This window comes from Rhodanobacter sp. B04 (genome assembly GCF_002001125.1).
In the GTDB taxonomy this organism is placed as follows: Bacteria; Pseudomonadota; Gammaproteobacteria; order Xanthomonadales; family Rhodanobacteraceae; genus Rhodanobacter.
Genome location: NZ_MUNV01000011.1, coordinates 235,034 through 251,494, shown reverse-complemented (window position 1 = coordinate 251,494; position 16,461 = coordinate 235,034). Strand labels below are relative to the sequence as shown.

14 protein-coding genes, 1 tRNA gene and 1 riboswitch are annotated in these 16,461 nt (G+C 63.8%); of the genes, 8 read left to right on the top strand and 7 right to left on the bottom strand.

Annotated elements, in window-relative coordinates:
• Positions 1 to 45: 45 nt before the first annotated feature.
• Positions 46 to 1,392 carry a hypothetical protein gene (locus B0E46_RS10505; protein ID WP_139350501.1) on the bottom strand — a complete coding sequence of 449 codons (1,347 nt, stop codon included), beginning with the start codon at positions 1,390 to 1,392 and terminating at the stop codon, positions 46 to 48.
• Positions 1,393 to 1,752: 360 nt separating this feature from the next.
• On the opposite strand from B0E46_RS10505, the gene rnt reads away from it, so the two are divergent.
• The 6 genes from rnt (at position 1,753) to phoU (ending at position 7,203) form a co-directional block, all read left to right on the top strand.
• The gene (gene rnt, locus B0E46_RS10500) at positions 1,753 to 2,412 is read left to right on the top strand and encodes a ribonuclease T (protein ID WP_077555725.1); all 660 of its coding nucleotides are present in this window, start codon (positions 1,753 to 1,755) and stop codon (positions 2,410 to 2,412) included.
• Positions 2,413 to 2,582: 170 nt separating this feature from the next.
• A complete protein-coding gene (pstS, locus tag B0E46_RS10495; protein WP_174567075.1) occupies positions 2,583 to 3,614 on the top strand; it encodes a phosphate ABC transporter substrate-binding protein PstS in 1,032 nt (343 codons plus the stop codon).
• A gap of 87 nt (positions 3,615 to 3,701) precedes the next feature.
• On the top strand, positions 3,702 to 4,721 hold the full coding sequence (gene pstC / locus B0E46_RS10490) for a phosphate ABC transporter permease subunit PstC (RefSeq protein ID WP_077555723.1): 1,020 nt from the start codon (positions 3,702 to 3,704) through the stop codon (positions 4,719 to 4,721).
• A complete protein-coding gene (gene pstA, locus B0E46_RS10485; protein WP_077555722.1) occupies positions 4,721 to 5,587 on the top strand; it encodes a phosphate ABC transporter permease PstA in 867 nt (288 codons plus the stop codon). Before pstC ends, pstA begins: the two co-directional genes overlap by 1 nt.
• On the top strand, positions 5,580 to 6,389 hold the full coding sequence (gene pstB / locus B0E46_RS10480) for a phosphate ABC transporter ATP-binding protein PstB (RefSeq protein WP_077555721.1): 810 nt from the start codon (positions 5,580 to 5,582) through the stop codon (positions 6,387 to 6,389). Before pstA ends, pstB begins: the two co-directional genes overlap by 8 nt.
• Before the next feature lie 88 nt (positions 6,390 to 6,477).
• Positions 6,478 to 7,203, top strand: coding sequence for a phosphate signaling complex protein PhoU (phoU, locus tag B0E46_RS10475; RefSeq protein ID WP_077555720.1), 726 nt, complete (start codon positions 6,478 to 6,480; stop codon positions 7,201 to 7,203).
• A 50-nt stretch (positions 7,204 to 7,253) separates the two neighbouring features.
• On the opposite strand, the gene sugE is transcribed toward phoU, so the two are convergent.
• From sugE to rnr, 4 genes are all read right to left on the bottom strand, one after another.
• On the bottom strand, positions 7,254 to 7,574 hold the full coding sequence (gene sugE, locus B0E46_RS10470) for a quaternary ammonium compound efflux SMR transporter SugE (protein WP_077555719.1): 321 nt from the start codon (positions 7,572 to 7,574) through the stop codon (positions 7,254 to 7,256).
• Between the two features lie 77 nt (positions 7,575 to 7,651).
• On the bottom strand, positions 7,652 to 7,924 hold the full coding sequence (locus B0E46_RS10465) for a hypothetical protein (protein ID WP_077555718.1): 273 nt from the start codon (positions 7,922 to 7,924) through the stop codon (positions 7,652 to 7,654).
• Entirely contained in the window at positions 7,921 to 8,667 is a 747-nt protein-coding gene (gene rlmB, locus B0E46_RS10460; protein ID WP_077555717.1) for a 23S rRNA (guanosine(2251)-2'-O)-methyltransferase RlmB, read from the bottom strand. The genes B0E46_RS10465 and rlmB overlap by 4 nt, the downstream gene beginning before the upstream one ends.
• On the bottom strand, positions 8,664 to 11,225 hold the full coding sequence (gene rnr / locus B0E46_RS10455) for a ribonuclease R (protein ID WP_139350509.1): 2,562 nt from the start codon (positions 11,223 to 11,225) through the stop codon (positions 8,664 to 8,666). Before rnr ends, rlmB begins: the two co-directional genes overlap by 4 nt.
• A 285-nt stretch (positions 11,226 to 11,510) precedes the next feature.
• Between rnr and B0E46_RS10450 the strand changes: the two genes are divergently transcribed.
• Positions 11,511 to 11,597, top strand: a tRNA-Leu gene (locus tag B0E46_RS10450).
• Between the two features lie 142 nt (positions 11,598 to 11,739).
• On the opposite strand, the gene B0E46_RS10445 is transcribed toward B0E46_RS10450, so the two are convergent.
• Both B0E46_RS10445 and B0E46_RS10440 read right to left on the bottom strand, forming a co-directional pair.
• Complete coding sequence (locus B0E46_RS10445; protein ID WP_077555715.1) at positions 11,740 to 12,147, bottom strand: VOC family protein; 408 nt, start codon at positions 12,145 to 12,147, stop codon at positions 11,740 to 11,742.
• Positions 12,148 to 12,223: 76 nt separating this feature from the next.
• Complete coding sequence (locus tag B0E46_RS10440; protein ID WP_077555714.1) at positions 12,224 to 13,078, bottom strand: alpha/beta hydrolase; 855 nt, start codon at positions 13,076 to 13,078, stop codon at positions 12,224 to 12,226.
• A gap of 291 nt (positions 13,079 to 13,369) precedes the next feature.
• Positions 13,370 to 13,467: riboswitch (glycine riboswitch) on the top strand.
• Between the two features lie 66 nt (positions 13,468 to 13,533).
• Between B0E46_RS10440 and gcvP the strand changes: the two genes are divergently transcribed.
• Entirely contained in the window at positions 13,534 to 16,404 is a 2,871-nt protein-coding gene (gene gcvP / locus B0E46_RS10435; protein ID WP_077555713.1) for an aminomethyl-transferring glycine dehydrogenase, read from the top strand.
• Positions 16,405 to 16,461 lie beyond the last annotated feature (57 nt).

Here is a 16,461-nt window from a genome sequence, read left to right as displayed (position 1 = left end):
TGTGACAATTTCCGATCAGCGGCATGACAGCTGTGTCATCGTCGATCAGAACTTGTAGGTCAGCATCACGCGGTTGTAGGTGAACGGCTTGTTGCCCGGATTCAGGTTGTTGATGCCGCCCGAGGATTTTTCCCAGCGATCGCGGATCTGGAAGCCTTTGAGGAAGCCGCTGAAGTTGTAGATGATGTCGAAGTAGGTATCGTGGAAGTCGCCGTTCAGATCCGTGGTGTACTTGGCGTAAGCACCGACCAGCTGCAGGCTGTTGTCGAAGAAGCCGTAGGTCATCTTGGCCTTCCAGGCGTGACCCGGGCCAGCTTCCACCAGGCCACGAATCATCGAGGTGGTGTACAGCGGGTCGGTGGCGTAGCTGGCGGTGAACGGCGAGATGATCGAACCGTCGCCGATGGCCCCGCCGGACTGCTGGTCGAGCTTGTTGTAGAACAGGTCGAAGCGGCCGTTCGGGATCACCACACCGAGGTTGGCGCCCCAGGCGCTGCTGTCCACCTTGGTGCCGGCGACGCCGTTGATCTTCAGCTTGTTGGCCACCAGCACGTTGTCGGAACCGCCGCCGCTTTCGGTCAAGCCCTGGAAACCGATGACCGGGTCGAAGCCGGTGCCGGTCTTGAACACATAGCTGCCGTCGACGTAGCCCATGCGGGCAAAGTCGAGGAAGTCGTAGTACCAGCCCTGCGCCTTCAGGCCGCCATCGACGTAGGTGGTGCCCAAGGCCCAGGTACCGCTGGTCTGCTTCGCCGTCAACGGCAGGCCCTGGTTGCCGCCGTAAAGCGTGTCGCCCTGGTAGGCGCTGGCGTAGTAGTTGTTGTCGTTGAAGTAATCGCTGGAGGTGCGGCTCTTGTAGCTGAGTTCGCGGATACCGATGATGTTCCAGCCCTTCACCGGCGTGAACACGGCGCTCAAGGCTTCATACGAATTGGGCAGCAGGCGACCATCGCTGTTGCCCATCCAGGGCGTATTGAGGTACTGGTAACCGGCACGTGCCGTGACCCAGTCGTTCTTGTACTGCAGGTAAGCCTGGCTCAGCGCCGACAGCGAATCGCTGGCGCCCATCAAGGTGGTATCGACCCGCTTCGGATTGTCCGCGAGCGAGCCCAGCGAATTCGCGCTGATCAGCGACGCGCCGGCGCTGAAGCCATCCAGCGAAGCGGTCTGAGCGTTGAGCAGGATCGAACCGCCAAACGCATGGGCACTCGGCTTCGCCGGAACATCGTAGTCATAGCTGCGGTTGAAGTCGTACAGGCGAAGCTCGCCATCCACATGACCCTGGGTGAAAAGGTCACTGAAGGTATTGATGGTGCTGTCATCAGCGTGCGCGCTGACACTGAGTGTGCCGAGCACGGCAGCGATGGCTACGGCGACGATTTTGTTGCGCATGATTGGAAGCTCCGCATCGGGGACGAGAATGTCGTGCTGCGGCACTTCACCCATGGCCATCAGGAGCCAGAGACGGATCAGCTGCACCGCGCTTGTATTAAGTTTGTGTGATGAATGTGACACTCGCGTAAATCGCAAATGACAATCAGATTACGGTGCAACAGTGCGTGTCGCCGACGAAAACTCTTGCGCCACCAAGCGCGTACCGCGCAATGACAGCGCCCCTGGCTTTGAATACATGCAGCCTCGTACAGACAATATGTAGTCAAGTGGTCGATGCGTATTGCCGTGTCCCTGGCCCCGCCGCGTCTTTGTGCAGGCTGAGGATGGGCGCCGGGACGCTGCTGCTATGCTTGTTCGATGCCTGATCTCTCTTCCTCTGTAACCATGCGCATGGCCGAGCGCTTCCGCGGCTTTCTTCCCGTGGTGGTCGATGTCGAAACGGGCGGTTTCGATGCCGAACATGACGCCCTGCTGGAAATTGCAGCCGTTCCGCTGTCGATGGATGCCGACGGCTGGCTGCGCCTGCAACCCGCGGTGTCGACGCACGTGGAGCCGTTTCCGGGCGCGAACCTGGACCCGCGCTCGCTGGAGATCACCGGCATCGATCCCTACAATCCGCTGCGCGGCGCACTGGCCGAACGGTCGGCACTGGACCATGTCTTTCATGTGGTGCGCGAGGCGGTGCGCGAGGCAGGTTGCCAGCGGGCCATCCTGGTGGGACACAACGCCGCATTCGACCTGGGCTTCCTCAACCAGGCGGTGCGCCGCACCGGCCACAAGCGCAATCCGTTCCACCCGTTCAGCTGCTTCGACACCGTCAGCTTCGGCGGCCTCGCGTTTGGCCAGACGGTATTGAGCAAGGCGGTACTGGCGGCAGGCCTGCCGTTCGACAGCCGCGAGGCACATTCGGCGGTATATGACGCCGAGCGAACCGCCGAATTGTTCTGCAGCGTGGTCAACCGCTGGCGCCGGCTTGAATCGCTCGAACAGGCGCAGCGTGGATTGGATGCGGCCTGAAACCGCCACAGGACGGGATTTGCCAGCGGTCGCGGAGCGATTTCATGCGATCGACGTGACAGCCGACCCATCGTTGTCATCTGTCTGAAACATTCATTTCATCCAATGGCAATACGAAAAGCCTGAAATGGCGGGGTCGCATCCTCTCGTCCCTCCAAGGAGCTACCGTGTTGACCTCCCGCAAATTCCCGATTCGATTCGCCGCCGTCGCAGCGCTTGCCGCGGCATCGAGCTTCGGCATGGCCGCGCAGGCCACCGACATCACCGGCGCCGGTTCCAGCTTCGTCTATCCGGTCATGTCCAAGTGGTCGGCCGCGTATGCCGAAAAGACCGGCAACCATCTCAACTACCAGTCGGTCGGTTCCGGCGCTGGCATTGCGCAGATCAAGGAAGGCACGATCGACTTCGGTGCGTCCGATGCCCCGATGAAGGCCGAGGATCTGCAGCAGTTCGGCCTCGGCCAGTTCCCGATCGTGGTCGGCGGCATCGTGCCGGTGGTCCACATCGCCGGCGTGCAGGCCGACCAGATCAAGCTCGATGGCGCCACCCTCGCCGACATCTTCCTGGGCAAGATCAACAACTGGAACGATCCCAAGATCGCCGCGCTGAATGCCGGGCTGAAGCTGCCTGCCGGCAAGATCACCGTCGTGCATCGTTCGGACGGTTCGGGCACCTCGTTCAACTTCACCAACTACCTGTCCAAGGTCAGCCCGGAATGGGCGAGCAAGGTGAAATTCGGCACCGCCGTGGAATGGCCGGCCGGCGTGGGTGGCAAGGGCAATGAGGGCGTGTCGCAGTACGTGAACCAGATCCCGGGTGCGATCGGCTACGTGGAATACGCCTACGCCGTGAAGAACAAGATCGCCTGGGTCGACATGAAGAACGCCGCCGGCAACTTCATCAAGCCGAGCGCCGATGCCTTCGCCGCCGCCGCCGCCACCGCGGACTGGGCCAGCGCCAAGGACTTCAACCTGATCATGACCAATGCACCGGGCGCCCAGGCATGGCCGATCACCGCCACCACCTGGATGATCATGTACAAGACGCCGAAGAACCCGGTGAACACCAAGGTCGCGTTCGACTTCTTCAAGTTCTCGCTCGAACACGGCCAGCAGGACGCCGCGGCGCTCGACTACGTGCCGCTGCCGAATGCCCTGGTGAGCAAGATCGAGGCCTACTGGGCTTCCGAGTTCAAGCACTGAACCTGATCGTCCGTCACACGTGGCACCAGGCCTTCTCCTCCGCACGCGGAGGAGAAGGTTTTCAGTTCAACGGAACATGGGATATTCATGCCGGCAACCGATACCGTCGCATCGTCCATCGACCTCCTGGAGCGGCGCAGTCGCCGCGATGCCCGCGACGAACGGCTGTTCCGCTGGCTGCTCAAAGGCTGCGCCCTGCTGGTGCTGGCAGCCCTACTCGGTGCCGCCGGTGCCACCTTGTGGGGCGGCCGCAGTGCCTTCTCCACCTTCGGCTGGCACTTCCTGGTCAGCACCGCATGGGATCCCGGCAACGATGTCTACGGCGCCCTGGTACCGGTCTACGGCACCATCGCCACCTCGCTGATCGCCTTGCTGATCGCGGTACCGGTGAGTTTCGGCATCGCCTTGTACCTTTCCGAAGTGGCGCCCGCCTGGCTGCGCACGCCGGTGGCCTCGGCCATCGAACTGCTGGCCGGCATCCCCTCGATCATCTACGGCATGTGGGGCCTGTTCATCTTCGCCCCGTTCTTTGCCAACCACATCAAGCCATGGCTGACCAGCAACCTCGGCAACCAGCCCGATGACGGCAAATTGTCGTGGGTGGCCCAGCACGTGCCCTTCGTCGGCAAACTGTTCGGCAGCAGCTATCCGTTCGGCGCCAGCATCCTGGTTGCCGGCATCGTGCTGGCGATCATGATCATCCCGTTCATCTCCTCGGTGATGCGCGAAGTATTCCAGACCGTGCCGACCCGGCTGAAGGAGTCGGCTTATGCGCTGGGCTCCAGCACCTGGGAAGTGTCATGGGACATCGTGCTGCCGTATACCCGCTCGGCGGTGATCGGCGGCATCTTCCTCGGCCTTGGCCGCGCGCTGGGCGAGACCATGGCTGTCACCTTCGTGCTCGGCAATGCGATGACGTTGTCCGCCTCGCTGCTCGATCCGGGCACCTCGATTGCCTCGACCATCGCGAACCAGTTCAGCGAAGCCTCCGGCCTGCAGAAGTCCTCGCTGATGGCGCTGGCCTTCCTGTTGTTCGTGGTCACCTTCTTCGTGTTGTTGATCGCACGACTGATGCTGCGCCAGCTGGCCAAAAAGGAAGGTAGCTGATGAGCGCGATCTATCTGCGTCGGCGTGTCACCAACTGGGTGGCGATGGGGCTGAGCATGCTGGCCACCCTGATCGGGCTGGCCTTCCTGGCCTGGATCCTGTGGGAAACCCTGCGCCAAGGCATCGGCGCGCTGAATCTGAAGCTGTTCACCAAAATCACCGCCAACGGCGCCGATGGCGGCCTCGCCAACGCGATGGTCGGCAGCCTGATCATCAATTTCATCGGCATCGCCATCGCCACCCCGATCGGCGTACTCGCCGGCACCTGGCTGGCCGAATACGCCGATCGCACCAAGCTGGGCGAGTCGATCCGCTTCCTCAACGACATCCTGCTGTCGGCACCGTCCATCGTGATGGGCCTGTTCGTCTACACCATCATCGTGTTGCCGACGACCGCCCTGACCCACGGCTCGACCACCTTCTCGGGCTTTGCCGGCGGCGTCGCGCTGGCGCTGATCGCCCTGCCGGTGATCGTGCGAACCACCGACGAGATGCTGCGGCTGGTGCCATCCACGCTGCGCGAGGCGGCGCTGTCGCTGGGCGTGCCGCAGTGGAAACTGACCCTGCAGATCCTGATCCGCGCGGCGCGCTCGGGCATCATCACCGGCGTGCTGCTGGCGCTGGCGCGGATCAGCGGCGAAACCGCACCGCTGCTGTTTACCGCGTTCGGCAACAACTACATGGCGGTCAATCCGATCGACAAGATGTCCAGCCTGCCGCAGATCATCTATCAGTACGCCAACGACCCGGGCGACGACATGCACGCGCTGGCCTGGGCCGGCGCGTTCGTGGTCACCATGTTCGTGCTGCTGCTCAGCCTCGCCTCCCGTATGGTCCTTTCCCGCACCAAGGTGTCCCATGACTGATTCCGCCCTCGCCACGAATCCGGCGCCGGTGGCGGCCGCCGCGGCTGTCGCGCCCAAGCTCACCGTGCGCGACGTGCATTTCTACTACAACGGTTTCCATGCGCTGAAAGGCATCAACATGGACATCCCGGAGAAGAAGGTCACCTCGATCATCGGACCCTCCGGCTGCGGCAAATCCACCCTGCTGCGCATCTTCAACCGCATCTACGCGATCTACCCGAAGCTGGAGGCCAAGGGCGAGATCACCCTGGACGGCGAGAACATCCTCGATCCGGGCTATTCGATGAACCGCCTGCGCGGCAAGGTCGGCATGGTGTTCCAGAAGCCGGTGCCGTTCCCGATGACGATCTTCGAGAATGTCGCCTACGGCATCCGCCACCACGAGAAATTGTCCAAGGCGGACATGACGATCCGCGTTGAACAGGCGCTACGCAGTGCCGCGCTGTGGGACGAAGTGAAGGACAAGCTCAAGCAGAACGCGCTCGGCCTCTCCGGCGGCCAGCAGCAGCGCCTGTGCATCGCCCGCGCGATCGCGCTCAAACCCGAAGTGCTGTTGCTGGATGAACCCACCTCGGCACTCGACCCGATCGCCACCAGCCGCATCGAGCAGTTGGTGGAAGAACTGAAAAGCCAGTTCACCATCGTCATCGTCACCCACAACATGCAGCAGGCGGCCCGTGTCTCCGACCTTACCGCGTTCATGTACATGGGCGAGCTGATCGAGTTCGACGGCACCGAGAAGATCTTCACCAAACCAGGCAAGAAGCAGACCGAGGACTACATCACCGGTCGATTTGGCTGAATGAAAGCGGGGAACAGGGAACGGCAAGCTCGCGACAAGCTGCATGTTCACCGCTCCCCGTTCCTGCTCCAACCCTACGAGGCACACCATGAGCGGCAGCAGCAAAGAACACATCATCAAGAGCTACGACGACGAACTGACCCGGCTCACCGGCGAGATCGTGCGCATGGGCGAATTGTCGGTAAGCCAGCTGGAGGCGGCGATCGACGTGGTCGAACGTCGCGACGAGCGTGCCGCCCAGCATGTCGTTCACAACGACGACGCGATCGACCAGCTCGAACAGGACATCAGCCACGACGTGGTGCGCCTGCTGGCACTGCGCGCGCCGATGGCCGGCGACCTGCGCAACGTGTTCGCCGCCCTGCGCATCGCTGCCGACATCGAACGCATCGGTGACTACGCCGCCAACGTGGCCAAGCGCTCGATTCCGTTGTCGATGGTTGCTCCGGTAGGCCCGGTCGGTGGCCTGGGTTACCTGGCCGAGCTGGCCGCCGCCGAAGTCCGCGAGGTGCTGCAGGCCTATCGCGACCGCGATGCCGAGCGCGCATACCAGGTGTGGAAGGACGACGTGGTGCTGGACGAGGCCTATACCGGCTACTTCCGCCAGCTGCTCACCTACATGATGGAAGACCCGCGCAACATCACCCCGTGCACGCACCTGCTGTTCATGGCCAAGAACATCGAGCGCATCGGCGACCACGCCACCAACATCGCCGAGAACGTGTGGTTCCAGGTCACCGGCGAGCCGCTGACCAAGCAGCGCAGCAAGGGCGACCTCACCTCGAATCCGGAAATGACCAAGCTGGGCGACTAGCGCCATACCCGCTCCGCGGGAATCCACCCTGTCCACAACACGGTGCGCTGCTACGGACCGGCGGCAAGCTTGAGCCCGACGATGCCGATCACGATCAACGCGACGCACAGCAGCCGCGCGATGGTCGCCGGATCGCCGAACAGCACGATGCCGAAGGCCACCGCGCCAACCGCGCCGATGCCGGTCCAGATCGCATAGGCGGTGCCGATCGGCAGCGTCTTCACCGCCATCGCCAGCAGCACGATGCTGATCACCATCGCCGTCACCGTGCCGACCGTCGGCCACAGCCGGGCAAAGCCTTCGGTGTACTTCAGGCCGATCGCCCAGGCCACTTCGAACAGGCCGGCCAGCAGCAGATAGATCCACGCCATGTCGGCGCTCCTCTGTGTGGCAGGGCCGTCCCCGCGATGGAAAAGTACGCCGGGTCGTCCCCGCGCAGCGCATACCGCTACGACGACAGACCGCCTGCCTGGCGACGCCGCTTCACATCGCGCACGATGCCGTAGCTGCCGATCAGCAACCAGGCCACCTGCATGATGAAAGCCGCCAGGTTGAAATTGCCGAAGCAGAGCGACAGCATCACCCCGATCGCGCCCAGGATATTCATCAGCTGATAGACCAGGCCATTGCCTTGCAGCTTGCGTTCCTGCAGCAGGAAAAACGCCAGCAGCACCAGCGCCACGCCGATATAGCCGGCCCAGTCGTACCAGAACAGGTTCATCGCTTCGCACTCCGCTGGCGCAAGGCCTCGAACAGCACCACGCCGGTGGCGACCGAGACGTTGAGGCTCTCCATCGTGCCCGGCATCGGGATCTTCGCCACGAAATCGCATAGCTCGCGGGTCAGCCGGCGGATGCCCTCGCCTTCGCCGCCCAGCACCAGTGCCACCGGGCCCTTGAAGTCCACGCCATAGATCGAGGTATCGGTGTCGCCGGCCAGGCCGGTGATCCACACGCCTGCGTCCTTCAACCCGCGCAGCGTGCGCGCCAGATTGGTCACCGCGATCAGCGGCACCCGATCGGCGCCGCCAGCCGAGGCGCGGCGCACGACCGGCGTCAGGCCCACGGCGCGATCCTTCGGCACGATCACCGCGGTGACTTTCGACGCCGCCGCGCTGCGCAGGCAGGCACCGAGATTGTGCGGATCGGTGACGCCATCGAGCACCAGCACCAGCGTGTCGCCGCCGTCGCGCTCCATCAACGCCGCCAGGTCGTTTTCATGCGCCATCGGCGGCGCTTCGTACAGCGCTGCCACGCCCTGGTGGCGCGCCTCGCCGGCGAGCTTGTCCAGCTGCTCGCGTGGACGATGGTTCACCGTGATCTTCAGCGCCTTGGCGTGCTCGGCCAGTTCCAGCACCCGCGCATTGCGCTGGCCGTGTTCGACCACCAGCTCGCGCACGCGCTCGGCGTCGTTGCTCAGCGCACCTTCGACGGGATTGATGCCGACGATCCAGCTCTCACTCATGACTTGCCTTTCGGTTTCGGTTTGCGTCCGCTGCGCTTCTTGCCGCCGCTCGCGGGGGTCGATGTCGGTGCCGCCTTTGCCGCCGGCCCCTGTCGTTTGCCACGGCTCGGCTGGCCCTGCGCCGACCTGGCCGGTGCAGGTGCGTGACGAGGACGATTGCCGCCATCGTCATGCCGTGCGGGGGCGCGCGGACGCGGTGGCGGATTATCGCTCAGTACGGGCGCTTCCGGCACCACGGCATCGCGCCGGCCGAATGCGCGACCGATCGCCTTGGCCGCCCGGCCGAACATGCCTTGAGCCTTGACCGGTGCGGCAGCTTTCTTCGGCAACGAGTAACGCTCACCACTGGCCGCATAGTCATAGGCTTTGCCGCTGCCTGTCGGCGGCGCAACCGGCGTGCGCGGCGAGACCAGTCGGAAGTCGATCTTGCGATCCTCCAGGCTGGCGCGCAGCACCTGGATACGCACGTGGTCGCCCAGGCGGAACTGCGCGCCGGTGCGCTCGCCCTTCAGCAGCTTGCGGGTCGCGTCGAAGTGGTAGTAATCGTTGGCGAGCTGGCTGATGTGCACCAGGCCGGACACCTTCGATTCGTCCAGCTCCACGAACAGGCCGAACGAGGTGACGCCAGTCACCACGCCCTCGAACTCGCTGCCGATGTGCTTCTCCATCCACGCGCACTTGAAGCGCTCGTCCACATCGCGCTCGGCCTCTTCGGCGCGGCGCTCGCGCTGCGAACAATGGATCGCCATCGCCGACATCTCGGCCGGGCTGTAGGTGTAGTCGGCCGGCTTGCCGTTGGTCAGCGCGTAGCGGATCGCGCGATGCACCAGCAGATCCGGGTAACGGCGGATCGGCGAGGTGAAGTGCGCATACGCCTGCAGCGCCAGGCCGAAGTGGCCACGATTGTCCGGCTGGTAGGCCGCCATGCTCTGCGAGCGCAGCAACACGTTCTGGATCAGCTCGCGCTCGGGGCGGTCATGCACCATGCGCAGGATTTCGGAGAAATCGGCCGGCGTGACATCTTCCACCGGCGGCATGCGCAGCTTGAACTCGCGCAGGAACTGCTGCAGGTCTTCGTACTTCTCCGCCGGCGGCGGCTCATGCGCGCGGAACAGCGCGGGGATCTTCTTCTTCTCAAGGAACAGTGCCGCCTGCACGTTCGCGGCGATCATGCATTCCTCGATCAGCTTGTGCGCGTCGTTGCGCTCGGTGGCGCCCATCGACTCCACGCTGCCGGTCTGGTCGAGGCGGAACTTCACTTCCGGCGTCTCGAAATCGATCGCGCCGCGGCGCTTGCGCTGCTGCGCCATCGCCTTGTACAGCGCATGCAGGTTTTCCAGTTGCGGCAGCACGTCGGCCACTTCGTGGCGCGCATCGGCCTCCCTCAGCCCCACCGCCTGCCACACCTTGTCGTAAGTAAGCCGCGCATGGGACAGCATCACCGCGTCGTAGAACTTCGACTTGGTCACGTTGCCTTCGGCGTCGACCAGCATGTCGCAGACCATGCACAGCCGCTCGACCTGCGGGTTGAGCGAGCAGATGCCGTTGGACAGCGTCTCCGGCAGCATCGGCACCACGAAACCCGGGAAATAGGTCGAGGTGCTGCGCTCATAGGCTTCCTTGTCCAATGCGTTGCCAACCTGCACGTAGTGCGACACGTCGGCAATCGCCACGATCAAGCGCCAACCACCACCACGCTTCGGTTCGGCATACACCGCATCATCGAAGTCGCGCGCATCGGCGCCGTCGATCGTCACCAGCGGCAGCTTGCGGATATCGGTGCGGCCCTCGCGCTCGGCGGCAGTCACCACCGGCTCGACCAGCGCGGCATCGCGCAGCACTTCTGCCGGCCATTCGTGCGGCAGGTCGTAGCTGGCAATCGCCATCTCCACCACCAGCGACGGCTGCAGGCGCTCGCCCAGCACCGCGCGGATCTCACCCATCGGGCCACGATGCGGTGTCGGCGGATCGGTGATCTCGACCACCACGATCTGGCCGGAGCGCGCGCCCTGCTCCTGCCCCGGCTTGATCATCACGTCCTGGTTCAGGCGGCGATCGTCCGGCGCCACCAGGGTCACGCCGTTTTCGATCACCACCCTGCCGACCAGCCGCGACGAACGCCGCTCCAGCACTTCGGCAATCGCACCCTGCTTGCGGCCTCGGCGGTCGATGCCGACCACGCTGGCCAGCACGCGATCGCCGTGCATCACCGCGCGCATCTGCTGCGGTGACAGATACAGATCGTCGCCACCTTCGTCCGGGCGCAGGAAGCCGTAACCCTCGGCGTTGGCCAGCACGCGGCCGGCAATCAGGTCGAGTTTCTGCGTCGGCGCATAGCCACCGCGCCGGCCCAGCAGGAGCTGGCCGTCGCGCACCATCGCACCGAGTCGCTTGCGCAATGCGTCGAGGTCGTCTTCCTGGTGAATTTCCAGCGCCTCGGCGATGCGTGCCTCGGTAAGCAATTCGCCACGTTCTTCAAGCAAGGCAAGAATCGCCTCGCGGCTGGGGATCGGGCGCGCATAACGCTGCGCCTCGCGATCGGCATGGGGGTCGCGCACGGCGCCTGCGGCAGCCTTGTTGCGTCGTGGTGCGGTAGGCGCGTCGGGGCGCTGTTTCTTGCCGGCGGTTTTCACCGGGCCTTTGCGTGCGGATGAGTCCGACCCTTTGCCGGACTGCGGGGGAGTTTTTCTGGTCACTAAATATCCTTGTGGTATGCGCGGCGCGGAGAATGACACGACACGATGATTGGGTGTGAAAGAACGAAATGTGAAAAAGTGTTGACAAGCCGCCGACAGATGCCTAAATTACGCGGCTCACGCAGCTCGCAGAGCGGTGTGACACCTGCCCAGGTGGCGGAATTGGTAGACGCACTAGCTTCAGGTGCTAGCGGGGGCAACTCCGTGGAGGTTCGAGTCCTCTCCTGGGCACCAATTGTAGACGAAGGCCGCCTTTCAAGGCGGCTTTCGTTTTTTACGGCTTCGATTGAAGTCAGGAAGGCCGCCCTCAAGGCGGCTTTCGTCCTTTCAGGGTTCAGCAAAGTCGGGAAGCGTAGCGCTCACGACCCTGAAAGCATCACGACGCAGGCGGTCCCTTAAGTTCGATCATGTTGCCCTGCGGGTCATACAGGTAGATCGACGGACCTTCACCCTGAGCGCCGTAGCGTGAACCCAGTTCGCCGATACGCACGTCATGCGCCTTCAGATGCGCAAGGATGGCCGGCTCATCGTAACCCTCCACGCGCAGGCACAGATGATCCATGTTGTGGCCTTCGCCACCTGGCGCGGCGCCACCGTGCCGGCCGATCTGGCCACCGATGCTGACCAGATCGATCAAGGATGCACCGGCACGCAGCTGCACCAGGCCGATCTCATCCTGCCGGCGCTCCTCGCGGCAGCCCAGAACGTCGCAGTAGAAGCGTTGCATCGCCACGATGTCGATGGCGCGCAGTACCACATGGTCGATTTCGCCGATGCGGATCATGGTGGTTCTTACCCGACAGTGGCACGCTGGCTGCAAGCATAACGCGACGGTCCCGGCTGAAGCTTGTCCGCAGGATTCAATCCGGACAATGGCTTGCGACCTTGGCGCTCAGTAAATCTTTAAGCGACTCGAGGTAACTGGCGCGACCGAGCCTGTACGCGTTTTCATGGCTGGCGCCTGGAATCGGGACAAATCGGATGGCAGGGTTTGCAGAGACCCAGATCCGCATCGACTCAAACGGCGTCACCCGGTCGGCCATTCCCTGAAAAATGACGACCGGCGTTGCTGGAAGCTTTGCCACGATATCAACCAGTGCGAAGTCGTCCGCCAGCAACAGGCGAACCGGAAGCAGCCTCCAACCGATGGCCAGCGGGTGCCGCTCGAACCACGCATGGACAACTCCGGCAAGATCGGGTGAAACACCATCAAGCAGAACGCCACGGGGAGAAAAACGCTCGGCTTCTACCAAGGCGACCGTAGCTCCCAGCGAACGGCCGACGAAGACCGATTGCGCCGGAATGCAAGATGTCTTGCGCCCAATGAAATCCATCGCAACCGCCACGTCCCCGCTCAACCAGCGCAGACGACTTGAACCGGCGGCACCATCCTGTCCTGGATAGGACACGGCGTAGACCACAGCACCCGCACCCTCGATCTGCGGGAACAACGTACGTTCGTACGTTCCGATGCCGCCGTGCTGACCCGGAAAGAAGATGACGCATGCTGCATTCGCCGACCCGTAGCGTCTGACGACGACCGATCTGCCGCTGCCAACTTTCACCTCGTAACGTTGGTCTTCATGGGTAGCAGCACTTGTCTGGGCGGCAAACGCCAGCTGATCGATCGCGAAACGAAGCAACAGCGCCGGCAGCAGGAAATACAGCACCAGCAAGGCCAACGCAAGGAACAGGCATTTTCTACGCACAGCCATCCAGGCAGCCTCGGTGCATTGGCCTTGTCCGCACGATGATGTCACATGAGACTGGGTTTTCTGACGCCTTTCACATGCTTGTTTTCAACGTGCCAGCTGCCAACCAGCTGCAACTGGGCATGGCCCCGCCGATACTCCTTCCGGCTCGCCAGCAAAACGCCGACACGACGTCACAAGGCCTGTATAATTGTCGCGGTAAACGCTTGGTGGGAGAAGCGGATGGCCCTTGACCGGGCGCAGCCGCTGCCGAAGACGCAACGCCCGTAATCGCTCAGGCCCCACACCATCACGCGTAAACACTCTGGAGAGAGCGGTTGAATCCGCCGCCGAAGGTGCACGAGACGTATCCGCGTCTCCAAACTCTCAGGCAAAAGGACAGAGGGGCGCCCCACGTGCGGCACGCACGCCCGGCCCTTATCGGCCATTTCCGGACGCCCGTCATGAACCCTGCCCCTATGAGTACGCCTGCCAAGCCTTCCCTGCGCGACCTCGAGCACCATCACGCCTTCATCGAGCGCCACATCGGTCCCAACGATGCCGAGATCGCGCAGATGCTGCGAGTCATCGGCCACGATTCGCTGGAGTCGATGACCGACGCGATCGTGCCTGGCAAGATCAAGTCACCCGCTCCGTTGGCCCTGCCGAAAGCAATCACCGAGGTCGAGGCACTGGCCAAGATCCGCACCATCGCGGACAAGAACCAGGTGCTCAAGAGCTTCATCGGCCAGGGTTATTACGGTACCCATACGCCGAACGTCATCCTGCGCAACATCCTGGAGAATCCGGCCTGGTACACGGCGTACACGCCGTATCAGGCGGAGATCTCGCAGGGCCGCATGGAGGCGCTGATCAATTTCCAGACGATGTGCGCCGACCTCACCGGCATGGAGATCGCCAACGCCTCGCTGCTGGACGAAGCCACCGCCGCCGCCGAGGCGATGACGCTGGCCAAGCGCTCGTGCAAGTCCAAGAGCAACACGTTCTTCGTGTCGAACGGCGTGCATCCGCAGACGCTGGAAGTGATCCGCACCCGCGCCGAACCGCTGGGCATCGAACTGGTGATCGGCAACGACGCCGATGCGCTGAACCTCGATTCCTTCGGCGTGCTGCTGCAGTATCCGAACACCTTCGGCACCGTCAACGATTACCAGGCAATTGCCGCTGCCGTGCATGCGCGCGGTGGCCTGGTCGCCGTCGCCACCGACCTGCTCGCGCTGACCTTGATTGCCGCGCCGGGCGAATGGGGCGCTGACATCGTGGTCGGCAACAGCCAGCGCTTCGGCGTGCCGTTCGGCAACGGTGGCCCGCACGCCGCCTTCATGGCCTGCCGCGACGCGTACAAGCGTTCGATGCCGGGCCGCCTGATCGGCGTCTCGCTGGATGCCGAGGGCAAGCACGCCTACCGCCTTACCCTGCAGACCCGCGAGCAGCACATCCGCCGCGAGAAGGCCACTTCCAACATCTGCACCGCACAGGTGCTGTTGGCGGTGATGGCCAGCATGTATGCCGTGTACCACGGTCCGGAAGGCCTGGCCCGCATTGCGCGCCGCACGCATCGCCTCGCCTCGATCCTGGCCGCATCGCTGCGCCAGGCCGGTCACACCGTGGGTCCGGATTTCTTCGACACCCTGCATGTGGTGAACGTCGACGCCGACGCCCTGCTCGCCAAGGCCGAGGCGGCCGGCATCAACCTGCGCCAGATCCATGGCGAGAGCGTCGGCATCAGCCTCGACGAAACCACCACGCGCGCCGACGTGAGCGCCCTCGCCGCCTTGTTCGGCGCGTGCATCGACGACATCGACGAGCTGGATGCCGCCACGCCGGACGCACTGCCGACGGCGCTCGTGCGCAAGAGCGCGTTCCTGCAGCATCCGGTGTTCAACACGCATCACAGCGAGCACGAGCTGCTGCGCTACATGCGCGCGCTGGCCGACAAGGATCTGGCGATGGATCGCACGATGATCCCGCTGGGCAGTTGCACCATGAAGCTCAACGCCACCGCCGAGATGATCCCGGTAACCTGGCCCGAGTTCGGCAACATCCACCCGCTGGCACCAGTGTCGCAGACGAGGGGCTACAAGGAGCTGATCGACGGCCTGGAAGCGATGCTGGTCGAGTGCACCGGCTACGACGCGGTCAGCCTGCAGCCGAACTCCGGCGCGCAGGGCGAATACGCCGGCCTGCTGGCGATCCGCGCCTACCATCGCTCGCGCAATGAAGATCATCGCGACATCTGCCTGATCCCCGAATCCGCCCACGGCACCAACCCGGCCTCCGCCCAGATGTGCGGCATGACGGTGGTGGTGACCAAGTGCGATGCCAACGGCAACGTCGATGTGGAAGACATCCGTCGCGCCGCCGAGAAATACAGCGACCGCCTCGCCGCGCTGATGATCACCTACCCGTCCACGCACGGCGTGTTCGAGGAAGACATCGTCGCGATCTGCGAGATCGTGCATGCGCACGGCGGTCAGGTGTACACCGACGGCGCCAACATGAACGCGCTGGTCGGCGTGGCCAAGCCCGGCAAATGGGGCTCGGACGTATCGCACCTCAACCTGCACAAGACCTTCTGCATTCCGCACGGCGGCGGTGGCCCGGGCGTCGGCCCGTGTGCGGTGAAGTCGCATCTCGCACCGTTCCTGCCCAGGACGCTGAACGGCGAAGGCACGGTCGGCATGGTCAGCGCCGCCAGCTACGGTTCCGCTTCGATCCTGCCGATCTCGTGGATGTACATCACGTTGATGGGCCAGCAAGGCCTACGCAAGGCAACGCAAGTCGCCCTGCTCAACGCCAACTACATCGCCAAGCGGCTGGCACCGCACTACCCGACCCTGTACACCGGCCGTAACGGCTTGGTCGCGCACGAGTGCATCCTCGACCTGCGCCCGCTCAAGGACGCTACCGGCATCGGCGCCGAGGATGTCGCCAAGCGCCTGATCGACTTCGGCTTCCACGCGCCGACCTTGAGCTTCCCGGTCGCCGGCACGCTGATGGTCGAGCCGACCGAGAGCGAATCGCAGCACGAACTGGACCGCTTCATCGACGCGATGATCCAGATCCGCGACGAGATCCGCGCGATCGAAGACGGCAAGCTCGATCGCGAGGACAACCCGCTGAAGAACGCCCCGCATACCGCCACCATGGTCAGTGGCAGCGAGTGGACCCACGCCTACCCGCGTGAACTGGCCGCCTTCCCGCTGCCCAGCCTGAAGCTGCAGAAGTACTGGTCGCCGGTGGCACGCGTGGACAATGTCTACGGCGACAAGAACATCATGTGTGCCTGCATCCCGGTGGATGCATACAAGGAAGAAACCGAGGCTTAATACGCCACAGCAGACGGCAGGATCGATACGAAGAGGCCTCGCGGATGCGGGGCCTCT

Excerpts from the sequence above, each read along its gene's own strand:
- gcvP (WP_077555713.1), top strand. The coding sequence starts at position 13,534 with ATGAGTACGCCTGCCAAGCCTTCCCTGCGCGACCTCGAGCACCATCAC.
- pstC (WP_077555723.1), top strand. The coding sequence starts at position 3,702 with ATGCCGGCAACCGATACCGTCGCATCGTCCATCGACCTCCTGGAGCGG.
- pstB (WP_077555721.1), top strand. The coding sequence starts at position 5,580 with ATGACTGATTCCGCCCTCGCCACGAATCCGGCGCCGGTGGCGGCCGCC.
- B0E46_RS10505 (WP_139350501.1), bottom strand. The coding sequence starts at position 1,392 with ATGCGCAACAAAATCGTCGCCGTAGCCATCGCTGCCGTGCTCGGCACA.
- rnt (WP_077555725.1), top strand. The coding sequence starts at position 1,753 with ATGCCTGATCTCTCTTCCTCTGTAACCATGCGCATGGCCGAGCGCTTC.
- B0E46_RS10440 (WP_077555714.1), bottom strand. The coding sequence starts at position 13,078 with ATGGCTGTGCGTAGAAAATGCCTGTTCCTTGCGTTGGCCTTGCTGGTG.
- B0E46_RS10445 (WP_077555715.1), bottom strand. The coding sequence starts at position 12,147 with ATGATCCGCATCGGCGAAATCGACCATGTGGTACTGCGCGCCATCGAC.
- sugE (WP_077555719.1), bottom strand. The coding sequence starts at position 7,574 with ATGGCGTGGATCTATCTGCTGCTGGCCGGCCTGTTCGAAGTGGCCTGG.
- B0E46_RS10465 (WP_077555718.1), bottom strand. The coding sequence starts at position 7,924 with ATGAACCTGTTCTGGTACGACTGGGCCGGCTATATCGGCGTGGCGCTG.
- rlmB (WP_077555717.1), bottom strand. The coding sequence starts at position 8,667 with ATGAGTGAGAGCTGGATCGTCGGCATCAATCCCGTCGAAGGTGCGCTG.
- phoU (WP_077555720.1), top strand. The coding sequence starts at position 6,478 with ATGAGCGGCAGCAGCAAAGAACACATCATCAAGAGCTACGACGACGAA.
- pstA (WP_077555722.1), top strand. The coding sequence starts at position 4,721 with ATGAGCGCGATCTATCTGCGTCGGCGTGTCACCAACTGGGTGGCGATG.